Below are 15,009 nucleotides of genomic sequence, written 5' to 3' on the forward strand. Positions count from 1 at the left end.
CCGTCAGACGCTCATGGCCACGCGCTGGCCGAGCTCGTGGCTGATCCGCTCGAACGTCCCCGCGTTCTCCTGCTTCTGCACCAGGTTGGTGCGCAGGATCTGGGCGCACTGCATCTCACCCATGAGCAGGGCCTTGTCGATGAGGTTCTGGTAGGCCGCGATGCCGTAGTGGGCCAGGCGCGTCTCGGCGTCGACCGTGTAGATCTCCATCGCCTCCATCGACGGCCGCTGCCCGACGAACGCCTGGAACTCGGCCCGCATGCCGTCGACCGACATGCAGGGCACCTCCACGGGCTCGGTCTCCATCATGGCGAAGCAGGTCTCGAGGTTCTGGATCTTCTGCTGGCCCTGCTGCTGCTGGGCGCGCAGGATCTGGGCCAGCGGGCTCTGCTCCGTCTGGCTGAGGATCTCGCCCACCATCTGGTTGCTCTTGCGCTCGGCGTCGTACATGCCCGACAGCTCGTAGAGGAACAGGTCGGCCGGGTTGTCGAGTGCCATCCGCTTCTCCTGTCTGGGTTGGGATCTGCGGGCTCTACCCGCCGTCCCCGGGTTCTCACTAGATTTGGCGCGTGGATCGCGTCGTGGTGGCCGGAGCCGGACCCGTTGGCATGGCCGTCGCCATCCTGCTCGCCCAGCGCGGCATCCCCTGCCTGGTGCTGGACCGCTACCCCGACCCGTATCCGCTGCCCCGGGCGGTCCACGTCGACGACGAGGTGATGCGCATCCTGCAGGAGCTCGGCGTGGCCGACGACTTCGCCGCGGTGAGCCGCCCCGGCCTGGGCCTGCGGCTGCTCGACGCCCGCCACCGGGTGATGGCCGAGTTCCGCCGCGACCTCGACCGCGGCCCCCACGGCTACCCGCAGGCGAACATGTTCGACCAGCCGGACCTGGAGCGCCTGCTGCGGGCCCGCATGTCGCGGCTGCCCCTGATCGAGTTCGTCGGCGGCGCCGAGGTCTTCGCGGTCGGTTCGTCCGGCGTGCGGTACCGCATGATCGCCGACGGCAGGGAAGCGTTCACGCGGGCCTCGGCCGTGCTCGGCTGCGACGGCGCCAACAGCACGGTCCGGGACCTGATCGGCGCCCGCCGCGTGGACCTGCGCTTCGCCGAGCGCTGGCTCGTCGTCGACGGCGTCTGCGACACCGACCTGGACGCCTGGGGCGGCGTGCACCAGGTCTGCGACCCCCGCCGCGCGGCGACCTTCATGCAGCTCGGGCCGCTGCGGTACCGCTGGGAGTTCCGCCTCTTCGAGGGTGAGACGCTCGCCGACGTCGCGCCGCTGCTGGAGCCGTGGCTGCGCGGGACGGGCGTGCGGATCGTGCGCCGCGCGGAGTACACCTTCCGCGCCGCGGTCGCCGACCACTGGCGCGCCGGGCGCGTCTTCCTCCTCGGCGACGCCGCCCACGAGACGCCGCCGTTCATCGGGCAGGGCCTGGGCGCGGGCCTGCGCGACGCCTACAACCTGGCCTGGAAGCTCGCCACCGACCTGACGACGCCGGGCGGCGCGGAGTCCCTGCTCGACTCGTACGAGCGCGAACGCTCCCCGCACGCCCGCGCCCAGATCCGCCTCGCGAAGGTGGCGGGCTGGGCGATGACCGGCGGCCAGGACCGCGCCGCCGCCGTGCGCCGCGTCGTGCTCGGCGCCGTGTGGCGCCTGCCGGGCCTGAAGGGCCTGGCGCTGCGCTCGACCAGCCCCGCGCTGCGCGGCGCCGGCCCGCTGGCTCCCCAGCCCTGGGTGATGGTGGACGGCCGCGAGGTCCGCCTGGACGAGGCCCTGGGCCCCGGCTGGTCGGTGCTGGTTCCCGCCGGCCGCCCCCTGCCGTCCCGGCCGGGCGCCCGCACGCTGCGGGTGACGCCGGAGCTCGACCCGTCGGGCCGGCTGCGCCGCTGGCTGCGGGGCCGCACGGTGGTCCTGCGCCCCGACCGCGTCGTGCACCGGGCGGGGCGTCTGTTTACCTGACGGATTGCCGTCGTACGGCGGCCGGCCAGACGCCGGGACACCCGCGCGGTTCGCGGTCAAGGCTCACCGACGACGGGTCTGCCGGATCATGAACATTCCTGTACTGCAACGGCGTCGCCGCTGCGCCGCCGGCGGCGGCCATGCCTTCAGCGGTACCTACCGGGGCTGGACACCCACGGTCGTCGGGCAGAACGCGGGCCACGACGCCGTCGCCGGGCGGTGCTCGCCGGCGCCTAGCGGTCGGCGGCCGCCAGGAGCTCCAGGGTGTCGACGACGCGGTTGGAGAAGCCCCACTCGTTGTCGTACCAGGCGACGACCTTGACGTGGCGGCCGTCGACGCGGGTGAGCGCGGCGTCGAACACCGCCGAGGCCGGGTTGCCGGCGATATCGCTGGACACGAGCGGGTCGGTCGCGTACTCGAGGATGCCGGCCAGCGGGCCGCCGGCCGCGGCGCGGTAGGCGGCGAGCACGTCGTCGCGGGTCACCTCGCGCTGCACGACCGTGTTCAGCTCGACGAGCGAGCCGACCGGCACCGGCACGCGGATCGAGTCGCCGGAGAGCCGGCCGGCCAGCGCCGGCAGGACCAAGCCGATCGCCTTGGCCGCGCCGGTCGTCGTCGGGGCGATGTTGACGGCGGCGGCCCGGGCGCGGCGCAGGTCGCGGTGCGGGCCGTCCTGCAGGTTCTGCTCCTGGGTGTACGCGTGCACGGTGGTCATGAAGCCGTGCTCGACGCCGGCGAGCTCGTGCAGCACCGAGGCGAGCGGGGCCAGCGCGTTGGTGGTGCAGGAGGCGTTCGACACGACCGTGTGCGCGGCCGGGTCGTACGCGCCGGTGTTGACGCCGTAGGCGAGGGTGACGTCGGCGCCGGCCGACGGGGCGCTCACGAGCACGCGGCGGGCGCCGGCGTCCAGGTGCGCGCGGGCGGCGCCGGCGGCGGTGTGCCGGCCGGTGGACTCCAGCACCAGGTGTACGCCGAGCTCGGCCCACGGCAGCTTCCCCGGCTCGCGCTCGCTGAGCACCCGGATGCGCCGGTCGTCGACGACGATCTCGTCGCCGTCGACCCGGACCGGGCGGCCGAGCCGGCCGAGGGTGCTGTCGTAGCGCAGCAGATGGGCGAGGGTCTCCACGTCGGCGAGGTCGTTGACGGCGACGACCTCGAGCGGGCTGCGGCGCTCCAGGAGCGCGCGCAGCACGTTGCGGCCGATGCGGCCGAATCCGTTGACGGCGATGCGTGTGGTCACGCCCTCGATCGTGCGGCCCGCCCGCGCCGCCCGACAGCGGCCGCCGCGCCACCCCGCGCAAGGATCGCGCCAGGTTGCACCGTGCCGGCCTTACCGTGCCGGCCTTACCGTGCCGGCCTTACCGTGCCGGCCTTACCGTGCCGGCCTTACCGTGCCGGCCTTACCGTGCCGGCCTTACCGTGCCGGCCTTACCGTGCCGGCCTTACCGTGCCGGCCTCACCGTGCCGGGCGGGCGAACGTGCGCCGGTACTCGCTCGGCGACGTGCCCAGGATGCGCTGGAAGTGCAGCCGCAGGTTGGCGCCCGTGCCGAGCCCGACGTGCGCGGCGATCTGCTCGACGCCGAGCTCGCTGCGCTCCAGCAGCTCCCGGGCCCGGTCGACGCGGGCCCGCAGGATCCACTGCGTCGGCGTGTACCCCGTCTCCTCGACGAAGCGCCGGGAGAACGTGCGGGCCGAGACGTTCGCGTTGCGGGCGAGGTCGCCCAGCGCCAGGGGCTCGCCGAGCCGCTCGAGGGCCCACTGGCGGGTGGCCGCGAAGTGCTCGCCGCCGGCCTCCGGGACGCTGTGCGGGATGTACTGCACCTGCCCGCCGCTGCGGTAGGGCGCGGCGACGAGCCGCCGGGCGACGCCGTTGGCCAGCGCGACGCCGTGGTCGCGGCGCACGAGGTGCAGGCACAGGTCGATGCCGCTGGCCGCACCGGCCGAGGTGAGCACCTCCCCCTCGTCGACGAAGAGCACGTCCTCGTCGACGCGGATCCCGGGATGCCGGCGGGCCAGCTCGTGCGTGTAGTGCCAGTGCGTCGTCGCGCGCTTGCCGTCGAGCAGCCCGGTCGCGGCGAGCGCGAACGCCCCGGTCGAGATCGCGGCGAGCCGCACCCCGCGCGCGTGCGCGCCGCGCAGCGCGGCGACGACCCCGGCCGGCGGGTCCTCCCGGTCGGGATGCCGGTACCCGGGAATGAAGATCGTGTCGGCCGCCGCGAACGCGCCGAGCCCCTCCGCCACGTGGTAGGCCAGCCCGTCCCCGCCGGCGACGAGCCCCGGCGCCGCACCGCACACCCGCACCTCGTACGGCATGCTCGGCCGGTTCGTGAACACCTGCGCCGGAATGCCGACGTCGAGCGGCTTCGCCCCGTCGAGCACCAGCACGACCACGCGGTGGATGCCCATCCGGCGCCTCCCTCCCGGCGTGCAGCCTCGCACCCGCCGTTCGGGCCCGACAGTGGCGAGAATGCCACGTACCGCAAGTTTCTCGCCAACCATATGCCGGGCCCCGGCGCCGACGAGGACCCCGGTGCCGCCGCGGGGCGGCACCGGGGCGCAGCAGGAGATCCGGAAGCTAGGCGCCGCCGGCCGTGAGCGTCACCGTCGTGGGCTTGTACGCGGAGCCGTTCACGTCGACGCCGGCGGCCTTGGCGGCCTCCAGGGCCTTGTTGATGTAGTCGTTGGTGTGGTCGAGGCCCTCGGGCTTCTTCTTCAGTACCGTGTCGCCGGTCTGGTTCTTGGTGTTGAGCGAGATGTCGACCGTGCGCGACCAGTCGGCGTCGTTCACCACGCCGATGCCCTGCGAAGAGGGCCAGATGAGCTTGTTGACCTCGTTCATCTGCCACAGCTGGTGGGTCTTGCCGAGCTTGGAGCCCTTCGCCACCACCATGTCGCGGCACGACTCGGCGTTGTCCCGGCAGTACGCCCAGCCCTTGATCGTCGCCGTCAGGAACTTCACGGTCTGGTCCTGGTACGCCTTGTCCTTGAGCTTCTCGGTGTTGGCCCAGACGGCGTCCTGCAGCATCGAGGTGCCGACGTCCTTCCAGTCGATGATGGCGAAGTCCTCCGGCTTGTACAGCGCCCCGGTGGCCGGGTTGGTGGCCTCCAGCAGCTGCGCGTACTCGTTGTACGACATGGCCTGCGCGACGTCGATCTCCTTCTTGAGCAGTGCCTGCATGTCGAACTGCTGCTGCACGAGGGTGACGTCCTTGCCGGGGTTCAGCCCGGCCTTCGTCATGCCGGCGAAGAGCTCGAACTCGTTGCCGAAGCCCCAGTTGCCGACCTTCTTGCCCTTGAAGTCGGCCGGGGACTTGATGTTCGAGGAGGCGAACGCGACCTGGTACGTCCCGGAGCGCGCGAAGATCTGGCCCACGTCGGTGATGCCGGCGCCCTGCTCGCGCGACGCCAGGGCCTTGGGCACCCACGCGACCGCGTAGTCGGCCTTGCCCTGCGCGAGGACGGTCTGCGGCACGATGTCGACGCCGCCCTCCAGCAGCTGCACGTCGAGGCCCTGCTCCTTGTAGAAGCCCTTGTCCACGGCGGCGATGTAGCCGGCGAACTGGGCCTGGTAGAACCACTGCAGCTGCAGCTTCACGGTGCTCAGCCCACCGGTGGTGGTGGTCGTGGGCGAGGCGCTGTCGGCGGTGCCGCAGCCGGACAGGGCAAGCCCTGCCGCGACGACGACCCCGATCAGGGGGACGCGTTTCATGGGGGATCCTCCAAGCCGGTCTTTATGAACGGGCTTTCCAAGGCATCGCGAGGCGCTCCAGCAGGAGCGTGGTCAGGTAGAAGACGAGCCCGAGGGCGCAGGCGCCCACGACGAACGCCCACGCGCGCGGATACGCGGTGAACGCGGCCGCGGACGTGATCCGCGCCCCGAGCCCGTCCTGCAGCCCGCCGAAGTACTCCGCGACGACCGCGGCGATGACGGCCAGCGACGACGCCTGCCGCAGGCCGGTGAACAGGTGCGGCAGCGCTCCCGGCAGCCGCACCAGCCGGGCGAACGTCCAGCCGCCCGCGGCGTAGCTGTCCATGAGCTCGCGGTGGGTCGGGTCGACCTCCCGCAGGCCGCGCAGCGTGTTGACGAAGACCGGGAAGAACACGATGATCCCGGCGACCAGCCGGCGCGGCACGCTGCTGGTGGACTCGAACATGTTGTTGAGGATCGGCGCCAGCGCGATGATCGGCAGCGCGTTGAGCACGGCCGCGAACGGCACCGACACCTCGCTGAGCAGCCGCACGCGGCTGGTGGCCATGGCCGCGAGCACCGCCACGACGGCCCCGCCGACCAGCCCCACGAGGGCGTTGGCGCCGCTGGCCAGCGCCGCGTCGAGGACGTTGCCGCGCTGCTCGACCAGCTCGGCCCAGATCGCCGACGGGGCCGGCAGGATGAACGGCGCGATGCGCCCGGCCTTGACGACGACCTCCCAGCCGGCCAGGCCGAGCACCCCGACGGCGACCGGCGGCAGGACGGACCTCACCCAGGTCATGACCGCAGCGCCTTGCGCACGGCGGTGACGTACTCGAAGTAGTCGGGAGACTGCCGGGCGGCCTCGTCCCGCGACGGCAGGTCGATGTCGATCGACGCCGTGATCCGCCCCGGGCGGGCCGACATCACCACGACCTTGTCCGACAGGAACACCGCCTCGGAGATGGAGTGCGTCACGAACACGGTCGAGGTCCGGGTCGCCGCGCAGATCTGCAGCAGCTCCGTCTGCAGCCGCTCGCGCGTCATCTCGTCCAGCGCCCCGAACGGCTCGTCCATGAGCAGCAGCGGCGGGTGTACCGCCAGGGCCCGCGCGATCGCGACCCGCTGCTGCATGCCGCCGGAGAGCTGGGCCGGATAGTGCCCGCCGAACTCCCCGAGCCCGACGAGGGCGAGCATCTCCTCGGCCCGGGAGCGGCGCTGCTGCCGCGGGATCCTGCGCAGCTCCAGCGGCAGCTCGACGTTGCGCCGCACGGTGCGCCACTCGAAGAGGCCGGCCTGCTGGAAGGCGATGCCGTACTCCTGGTCCCGCCGCGCCTGCCCGGCCGGCTTCCCGGCGACGGTCACGGCGCCGGCGGTGGGCTCGATGAGGTCGGCGATGAGCCGCAGCAGCGTGGACTTGCCGCACCCGGACGGCCCGATGAGCGACACGAACTGTCCACTGCCGACGGTCAGGTCCACTTCGGACAGCGCGGTCACCTCGTCGGCCCGCCCCGCGTTGAACACCTTGCTGACGCCGGAAATCACCACGGCCGTCATATGACGTTCACCTCCACCCGACGTCGATGGCGCATGAGGGGCAGCTCGAGCAGGCTCACGAAGGCGGCGACGGCGAGGCCGAGCAGCGCGGCGCCGAGCATCGCGGTGTACACCTTGGCCGGGTCGGAGGTCGCCTCGCGGGCGTACTCGATGACGAGCCGGCCGATGCCGCCGCGCGTGCCCGTCGAGATCTCCCCGACGACGGCGCCGACGACCGCGGCGGCGCCGGCCAGGCGCAGCGCCGGGAACAGGAACGGCAGCGCGGCCGGCAGGCGCAGCTTCACGAACGTGCGCCACCAGCCGGCGGCGTAGCTGCGCATCAGCTCCACGCCGGCCGGCGACGGCGACTGCAGGCCGCGCAGCAGCCCGACGGCGACCGGGAAGAACGCCAGGTACGCGGCGATCGTCGACACGGTCATCCAGTCCTGCCACGCGTAGGGGCCGAACGACAGGGCGCCGGACCAGCCGGCGACGAGCGGGGCGAGGGCGACCAGCGGTACCGTCTGGGACAGCACGACATAGGGCAGCAGGCCGCGCTCGAGGACGCCGAAGCGCTGCATGAGCGCGGCCAGCAGGAAGCCGACGAGGACGCCGGCGGCGAAGCCGGCCGCGGTCACGCCGAGGGTGAACAGGCACGCGTCGAGCACGACGCGCCAGATCGGGCGGCCGCCGGCGAGCTCCGGGCGGGCGAGGCGCTGCACCACGGTGTACAGGTGCGGCATGGAAAGGTCGTCGGCGCGGGGCAGGATCCGCACCCCGAAGAGGGCGGTGCCCTCGGGGTCGCCGACCGCCTTGTAGCCCTCCCACAGGCCCACAAAGGCGGCGACCCCCGCGAGGGCACCGATGACTCGTCTCATGCCGACGCCTCCGCTTCGCTGCGGCGACGGCCTGAGACAAAGCTGTGCCTATTGTTCGCGGCCTCTCCGCTTCGCTCCGAACCGCTCATGAGACGGCCGGGATGACATGCTCGCCGTAGGCGGCGAGCGTGGACTCCTTCGCGTCGTGCTGCAGGTACAGGGCGAACTGGTCCACGCCGAGCCGGCGCAGCTCGGCGAGGCGCTCGAGGTGGTGCTCGATCGGGCCGAGGATGCAGAACCGGTCGACGACCTCGTCGGGCACGAACTCGGTGTGGACGTTGCCGGCCCGGCCGTGCTGGGCGTAGTCGTAGCCGGTGCGGCCCTTGATGTAGTCGGTCAGCACGGCCGGGACCGCGCCCCCGGCGCCGCCGTAGCGGGCCACGATGTCGGCGACGTGGTTGCCGACCATGCCGCCGAACCACCGGGTCTGCTCCCGCTGGTGCGCAAGAGATTCAGCCGAGTCGGTGCCCACATAGGCCGGCGCGGCGACGCAGAACTTGATGGCCGCCGGGTCGCGTCCCGCCTTCTCCGCCGCCTCGCGGACCGCCTTGATCATCCAGGCGGCGATGTCCGGGTCGGCCAGCTGCAGGATGTACCCGTCGCCGACCTCGCCGGTCAGCGCGAGCGCCTTGGGACCGTAGGCGGCCACCCACACCTCGAGCCGGCTGTCGGGCGCCCACGCGAACTGCAGGTCACGCTCGCGCAGGTGCACCGAACGGCCGTTGCCGAGCTCCCGGATCACCTGCACGCACTCGCGCAGCTCGGCGAGCGTCGTCGGGCGGGCGCCGAGCACCCGCACCGCCGAGTCGCCGCGCCCGATGCCGCAGATCGTGCGGTTGCCGTACATCTCGTTGAGGGTGGCGAACAGCGAGGCGGTGACCGTCCAGTCCCGGGTGCCGGGGTTGGTCACCATGGGCCCGACGACGACCCGTTCGGTGTCGGCGAGAATCTTGCTGTAGATGACGAACGGCTCCTGCCACAGCACGTGGGAGTCGAACGTCCACACGTGGCTGAAGCCGGCCGCCTCCGCCTGCTTGGCGAGCTCCACCACGCCCATGGCGGGCGGGTCGCACTGCAGCACCACCCCTATGTCCATCTGTCACCGCACCTTCGGGAAGCCGAGGTCGACCTCGGAGGTGGCCGGATCGGGCCAGCGCGAGGTGACGACCTTGCTGCGCGTGTAGAACTGGATGCCTTCGGGGCCGTACATGTGCAGGTCGCCGAAGAGCGAGGACTTCCAGCCGCCGAAGCTGTAGTAGGCGACCGGCACCGGCACGGGGACGTTGACGCCGACCATGCCGCAGATGACGTCGTACTGGAACTGCCGGGCGGCGCCGCCGTCGCGGGTGAAGATGGCGGTGCCGTTGCCGTACTCGTTGTCGTTGACGAGCCGCACGGCCTCGTCGTAGGTGCCGGCCCGCACGACCGACAGGACGGGCCCGAAGATCTCGTCCTTGTACAGCGCGGAATCCGGCGTCACCTTGTCCACGAGGGACGCCCCGAGGAAGAAGCCCGGCCCCTGGCTGACCGGCGCGTCGCGGCCGTCGACGACGACCTCGGCGGCGCCGGGCTCGGCGAGGTAGCCGGCCACCCGGTCGCGGTGCTCGCGGGTGATGAGCGGGCCCATCTCGGCCGACGGGTCGGTGGCCGGCCCGACGGCGATGCGCCCGATCCGCTCGCTGATCGCGGCGACCAGCGGGTCGGCGACCGCGCCGACGGCGACGACGACGGAGACGGCCATGCACCGCTCCCCCGCCGAGCCGTAGCCGGCCGAGACGGCGGCGTCGGCGGCCGCGTCGACGTCGGCGTCCGGGAGTACCACCATGTGGTTCTTGGCCCCGCCGAGCGCCTGGACCCGTTTGCCGGCGCGGGTGCCGGCCTCGTAGACGGCCTTCGCGATCGGGGTCGAGCCGACGAAGCTCAGCGCCTGCACGTCGGGGTGGGCAATGAGCCGCTCGACGGCCTCCCGGTCGCCCTGCACGACGTTGAACGCGCCGTCGGGCAGCCCGGCCTGGCGCAGCAGGTCGGCCAGCAGCAGCGAGGCGGACGGGTCCTTCTCGCTGGGCTTGAGCACGAACGTGTTGCCGCACACGAGCGCGTTGCAGAACATCCACATGGGCACCATCGCCGGGAAGTTGAACGGCGTGATGCCGGCGACGACGCCGAGCGGCTGGCGGATGGAGTACACGTCGACGCCGGTCGAGGCCTGCTCGCTGTAGCCGCCCTTGAGCAGGTGCGGCGCCCCGGTGGCGAACTCGATGTTCTCCAGGCCCCGGGCGAGCTCGCCGCCGGCGTCGGCGACGGTCTTGCCGTGCTCGGCGCTCACCAGGGCGGCGATCTCCTTGCGGTTGGCGTCGACGAGCTCGCGGAAGCGGAACATCACCTCCGCGCGGCGCGACAGCGACGCGGCCCGCCACGCCGGGTAGGCGGCGAGGGCGCTCGCGACGGCGGCGTCGGTCTCGGCGGCGGTGGCCGCCACGACGTACGCCTGCTGCTCGCCGGTCGCCGGGTCCCAGACCGGCAGCCGCCTTCCGCTGGTGCCGGAGACGGCCTGCCCGTCGAGCCAGTGCTTGATCTCACGCATATTCCGTTGCCCCTAAAGCAAGTAGTCCGACAGTCCTCGGCGGAGGAACTGCCCGTGGCCCTTGCGGCCGTGGTAGGCGTCGCCGGAGACGATCACGGTCCCGCGGGAGATGACCGTGTCGACCTTGCCGGCGATCTCGTAGCCCTCCCAGGCCGAGTGGTCCATGTTCATGTGGTGCGTCTCGACGCCGATGCGGGTGTGGGCCGAGGGGTCGTAGAGGACGATGTCGGCGTCGGAGCCGGGCGCGATGACGCCCTTGCGGGGGTACAGCCCGAACATCCGCGCCGGCGTGGTGGCGATCGTCTCCACCCAGCGGGCCAGCGAGATGTGGCCGTCGACGACGCCCTGGTACAGCAGGTCGACGCGGTGCTCGACCGAGCCGATCCCGTTGGGGATCTTGGAGAAGTCGCCGATGCCGAGCTCCTTCTGGTCCTTGAAGCAGAAGGGGCAGTGGTCGGTGGAGACCACGGACAGGTCGTTGCTGCGCAGGCCCCGCCACAGGTCGGCGCGGTGGCTCTCGTGCTTGCTGCGCAGCGGGGTGGAGCAGACCCACTTGGCGCCCTCGAACCCGGGCGCGCCGAGCTGGTCCTCGAGGGTGAGGTACAGGTACTGCGGGCACGTCTCGGCGAACACGTTGCGCCCGAGGTCGCGAGCGGCGGCGACCTGCTCCAGCGCCTTGGACGCCGAGAGGTGGACGATGTAGAGCGGGCAGTCGGCGGCGACGCTGGCGAGCCAGATGGCGCGGCTGGTCGCCTCCGCCTCCAGGGCCTCGGGGCGGGTGAGGCCGTGGTGGATCGGGTCCGTCTCGCCGCGCTCGAGGGCCTGCTTCACGAGCACGTCGATGGCGGGGCCGTTCTCCGCGTGCATCATGATCATCGCGCCGTTGTCGCGGGCCTTCTGCATCGCACGCAGGATCTGGCCGTCGTCGCTGTAGAAGACTCCGGGGTACGCCATGAACAGCTTGAAGCTCGTGATCCCCTCGTCCGTGACGAGCTGGTCCATGGCCTTGAGTGCGTCGTCGTCGACGCCGCCGAGGATCTGGTGGAAGGCGTAGTCGACGTGGCAGTTCCCGGCCGCCTTGGCGTGCCACGCGGCGAGGCCGTCCTGGACGACCTCGCCGGTGCGCTGGACCGCGAAGTCGATGATGGTCGTGGTGCCGCCCCACGCGGCGGCACGGGTGCCGGTGTCGAACGTGTCGCTGGCGAAGGTGCCGCCGAACGGCAGCTCCATGTGGGTGTGCGCGTCGACGCCACCCGGGATGACGTACTTGCCGGTGGCGTCGAGGACCTCGAAGTCGCCCTCGACCGGCCCGTCGCCCGGCATGAAGATCGCGGAGATCTTCTCGCCGATGACGAGGACGTCGCCCGGGATGGCGCCGTGCGGCCCGACGACGGTGCCCCCCTTGATCAGCAGTCCGGTCACGACGTCACCTCCGCTTCGCTCCGGCGCCGCCGCGACTGAAAACTGTGCCCATGGTGACGGGCCCCTCCGCTTCGCTCCGGACCCGTCACGGCTGCACCAGCTCCCCGTAGGCGTCGGGACGGCGGTCGCGGTAGAACTGCCAGCGGTCGCGGACCGTGGCGAGCAGGTCCAGGTCGAGGTCGCGGACGATGAGCTCGGGGTCGTGCGCGTCGCCGACCTCGCCGACGAACTTGCCCTCCGGGTCGACGAAGTAGCTGGTGCCGTAGAAGTCGTTGTCGCCGAGGGGCTCGATGCCGGTGCGGTTGATGGCGCCGATGAAGTACTCGTTGGCCACCGCGCTGGCCGGCTGCTCCAGCTGCCACAGGTACGCGCTGAGCCCCCGGCTGGTCGCCGACGGGTTGAACACGATCTGCGCGCCGTTGAGCCCCAGCGCCCGCCACCCCTCGGGGAAGTGCCGGTCGTAGCAGATGTAGACGCCGACCTTGCCCACGGCCGTGTCGAAGACGGGATAGCCGAGGTTGCCGGGCCGGAAGTAGAACTTCTCCCAGAATCCCTTCACCTGCGGGATGTGGTTCTTGCGGTACTTGCCGAGGTACTTGCCGTCCGCATCGACCACGGCGGCGGTGTTGTAGAGCACGCCCGGCTGCTCCTGCTCGTACATCGGCAGGATCATGACCATGCCGAGCTCGGCGGCGAGGGCCTGGAAGCGCTCGGTGGTCGGGCCGGGGATCGACTCGGCGTACTCGTAGTAGGCGGAGTCCTGGACCTGGCAGAAGTACGGGCCGTAGAACAGCTCCTGGAAGCAGATGACCCGGGCGCCCTGGGCGGCGGCCTGTCGGGCATAGTCCTCGTGAGCCTTGATCATCGATTCCTTGTCGCCCGTCCAGCTGGTCTGGACGATGGCGGCCCGGATGACCGTCATGGCTGCCCCTCTCCGGTGCGGGGTGTGACCTTGAATTCGGGTCGGATGCCGTAGGACACTAACGACACAAATCTAGGCGGACAATGGTCCGACCGTTACAGAATGTTTCGGAGATGTAATTTGCTAGCGCTGATCGCCGGGGCCGTCGACGACCGCAGCGCCCGAGGGATCGCCGCCGCCGTGAGCCGCCTGGTGACCGCCGGGACGCTGCCGGCCGGCACCCGCCTGCCCACCGTCCGGGACGTCGCCCGCGAGCTCGGCATCAGCCCGACGACGGTGAGCGAGGCCTGGCGCAGCCTGGCCCGCGCCGGCGCGATCCAGACCCGCGGCCGCTCCGGCACGTTCGTCGCCGGCCCCTCGGTACCCCGCCAGCGTATGCGTTACGCCCAGCTCGGCGGCCGGGTTCTCTCGCGCGACTACTCGACCGGCGTGCCCGACTACGACCTGCTCCCGAGCCTCACGGACGCCCTGCGGCGCATCGGCGACGCCCGCCTCACCACCTCCTACCTCGACGACGCGGTCCTGCCGACGCTGGAGGAGGTGCTGCGGTCGCGGTGGCCGTACCCGCCGGAGCAGCTCACGGTCGTCGACGGCGCCATGGACGCCCTCGACCGGGTCACCGGCGTCGTCGTGCGCTTCGGCGACCACGTGCTCGTCGAGGACCCCGCCTTCCCGCCGACGCTGGACCTGCTGGAGACCGTCGGCGCCACGGTCGTCGGCGTGCCCATCGACGAGCACGGCCTGCGCCCCGACGCCCTGGCCGCGGCGCTGTCGAGTTGCGAGCCGGTCGCGGTGTACCTGCAGCCGCGCGCCCACAACCCGACCGGCGCGAGCATGACCCAGGCCCGCGCCGACAAGCTCGCCCGCGTCCTGGCCAAGCACCCCGGCGTCACGGTGATCGAGGACGACCACGCCGGCGGCATCGCGACGGCCCCGCCGGTCAGCCTGGGCCGCCGCCTCCCCGAGCGCACCGTGCACGTGGTCTCATTCTCGAAGAGCCACGGCCCCGACCTGCGCCTGGCCGCGATCGGCGGCCCGGCGTCGGTGATCACCGCGGTCGCGGACCGCCGCCTGCTCGGCCCCGGCTGGTCGAGCCGCCTGCTGCAGGCGGTGCTGGTCGAGCTCCTCACGGACCCGGCGACGGTACGCCAGGTCGCCGCCGCCCGCGACGAGTACGCCCGCCGCCGGACGCTGCTGCTGGACGCCCTGGAGGCCCGGGGCGTGACGGCCACGGGCGCGGACGGCATCAACATCTGGATGTCGGTCGCGAGCCAGCAGGTCGCGATGCTGACGCTGGCGGCGCACGGGATCGCGGTCGCGCCGGGCGCCCCGTTCGAGGTCAGCCCCCTGGACTCGGACCACGTCCGCATCACGGCCGGCCTGGTGCGCGAGGATTTCGACGCTCTGGCCGACATCCTGGCCGAGGCCGCCGGCGCGCCTTTGCGCGGCAGCGGCCCCCGCACGGCGAACCACCCTCGCGGCTGGCGGTAGTTTCTCCACCTCGCCTCGCCGGGGCACTCTCGCGGGCCCTGGCTCTACCGGGCGGCCTCGGTCGTGGAGCGCGCGCCGCGGCGGTTCCGCGCAGCGGGCAAAGCCCGGCCCTAGCAGCGCCGCAAGCCAAGCCGGCAGTTCCCGCGACGGCGGCTTCACTGAGCCACGGAGATGCCGCCGAACGCCTCGCAAGCCTCAGAAATCGCCAACACCCGCGCGACCGCGATCAGCGGCCCGGCGGCGGCGCGCCGCTCGACAGGCCGGCCCACGAACGGCTACCGCCATCGCGCACCGGGCTTCCGGCCGGGCTGGTCGGCGGCCGGCGCGAGCAGGCCTGCGCCGTCCGCCCCATCGCGCGCTTCCGTCGCCCGCCTGCCCTGCCGCCTGACGGCCGCGCCCGCCCGGTCGGCCGCCTGACCGCCGCGCCCGCCCGCTCGGCCGCCTGACCGCCGCGCCCGCCCGCTCGGCCGCCTGACCGCCGCGCCCGCCCGCTCGGCCGCCTGACCGCCTGACCGCCGCGCCCGCCCG

At 72.5% G+C, this 15,009-nt stretch carries 13 protein-coding genes; 2 read left to right on the top strand and 11 right to left on the bottom strand.

The window, feature by feature from the left end:
* Positions 1-3 precede the first annotated feature (3 nt).
* Positions 4-498: a ferritin-like domain-containing protein gene (locus ACQEVU_RS37285; RefSeq protein WP_433332098.1), complete on the bottom strand. Its 495-nt coding sequence runs from the start codon at positions 496-498 to the stop codon at positions 4-6.
* A 71-nt stretch (positions 499-569) separates the two neighbouring features.
* Between ACQEVU_RS37285 and ACQEVU_RS37290 the strand changes: the two genes are divergently transcribed.
* Positions 570-1,958: a bifunctional 3-(3-hydroxy-phenyl)propionate/3-hydroxycinnamic acid hydroxylase gene (locus tag ACQEVU_RS37290; RefSeq protein WP_433332100.1), complete on the top strand. Its 1,389-nt coding sequence runs from the start codon at positions 570-572 to the stop codon at positions 1,956-1,958.
* 233 nt (positions 1,959-2,191) lie between these two features.
* On the opposite strand, the gene gap is transcribed toward ACQEVU_RS37290, so the two are convergent.
* The 10 genes from gap to ACQEVU_RS37340 form a co-directional block, all read right to left on the bottom strand.
* A complete protein-coding gene (gene gap, locus ACQEVU_RS37295) occupies positions 2,192-3,199 on the bottom strand; it encodes a type I glyceraldehyde-3-phosphate dehydrogenase (RefSeq protein WP_433332102.1) in 1,008 nt (335 codons plus the stop codon).
* A 216-nt stretch (positions 3,200-3,415) separates the two neighbouring features.
* On the bottom strand, positions 3,416-4,366 hold the full coding sequence (locus ACQEVU_RS37300) for a GlxA family transcriptional regulator (RefSeq protein ID WP_433332104.1): 951 nt from the start codon (positions 4,364-4,366) through the stop codon (positions 3,416-3,418).
* 169 nt (positions 4,367-4,535) lie between these two features.
* On the bottom strand, positions 4,536-5,669 hold the full coding sequence (locus ACQEVU_RS37305; RefSeq protein ID WP_433332106.1) for an ABC transporter substrate-binding protein: 1,134 nt from the start codon (positions 5,667-5,669) through the stop codon (positions 4,536-4,538).
* 22 nt (positions 5,670-5,691) lie between these two features.
* Positions 5,692-6,450: an ABC transporter permease gene (locus tag ACQEVU_RS37310; RefSeq protein WP_433332108.1), complete on the bottom strand. Its 759-nt coding sequence runs from the start codon at positions 6,448-6,450 to the stop codon at positions 5,692-5,694.
* Positions 6,447-7,205, bottom strand: a complete 759-nt coding sequence (locus tag ACQEVU_RS37315) for an ABC transporter ATP-binding protein (RefSeq protein WP_433332110.1) — start codon at positions 7,203-7,205, stop codon at positions 6,447-6,449. The genes ACQEVU_RS37310 and ACQEVU_RS37315 overlap by 4 nt, the downstream gene beginning before the upstream one ends.
* Positions 7,202-8,062: an ABC transporter permease gene (locus ACQEVU_RS37320; protein WP_433332112.1), complete on the bottom strand. Its 861-nt coding sequence runs from the start codon at positions 8,060-8,062 to the stop codon at positions 7,202-7,204. The genes ACQEVU_RS37315 and ACQEVU_RS37320 overlap by 4 nt, the downstream gene beginning before the upstream one ends.
* Before the next feature lie 85 nt (positions 8,063-8,147).
* Entirely contained in the window at positions 8,148-9,158 is a 1,011-nt protein-coding gene (locus ACQEVU_RS37325) for a TIGR03842 family LLM class F420-dependent oxidoreductase (protein WP_433332114.1), read from the bottom strand.
* 3 nt (positions 9,159-9,161) lie between these two features.
* Positions 9,162-10,646 carry a CoA-acylating methylmalonate-semialdehyde dehydrogenase gene (mmsA, locus tag ACQEVU_RS37330; protein WP_433332116.1) on the bottom strand — a complete coding sequence of 495 codons (1,485 nt, stop codon included), beginning with the start codon at positions 10,644-10,646 and terminating at the stop codon, positions 9,162-9,164.
* 12 nt (positions 10,647-10,658) lie between these two features.
* Positions 10,659-12,068 carry a dihydropyrimidinase gene (hydA, locus tag ACQEVU_RS37335; RefSeq protein WP_433332119.1) on the bottom strand — a complete coding sequence of 470 codons (1,410 nt, stop codon included), beginning with the start codon at positions 12,066-12,068 and terminating at the stop codon, positions 10,659-10,661.
* A gap of 85 nt (positions 12,069-12,153) precedes the next feature.
* Positions 12,154-12,990, bottom strand: coding sequence for a nitrilase-related carbon-nitrogen hydrolase (locus ACQEVU_RS37340; RefSeq protein ID WP_433332121.1), 837 nt, complete (start codon positions 12,988-12,990; stop codon positions 12,154-12,156).
* A 120-nt stretch (positions 12,991-13,110) separates the two neighbouring features.
* Between ACQEVU_RS37340 and ACQEVU_RS37345 the strand changes: the two genes are divergently transcribed.
* The gene (locus ACQEVU_RS37345) at positions 13,111-14,481 is read left to right on the top strand and encodes a PLP-dependent aminotransferase family protein (RefSeq protein WP_433332123.1); all 1,371 of its coding nucleotides are present in this window, start codon (positions 13,111-13,113) and stop codon (positions 14,479-14,481) included.
* The last annotated feature ends 528 nt before the right edge of the window (positions 14,482-15,009 follow it).

The organism is Dactylosporangium sp. CA-139066, assembly GCF_050936175.1.
Taxonomy (GTDB): Bacteria; Actinomycetota; Actinomycetes; order Mycobacteriales; family Micromonosporaceae; genus Dactylosporangium.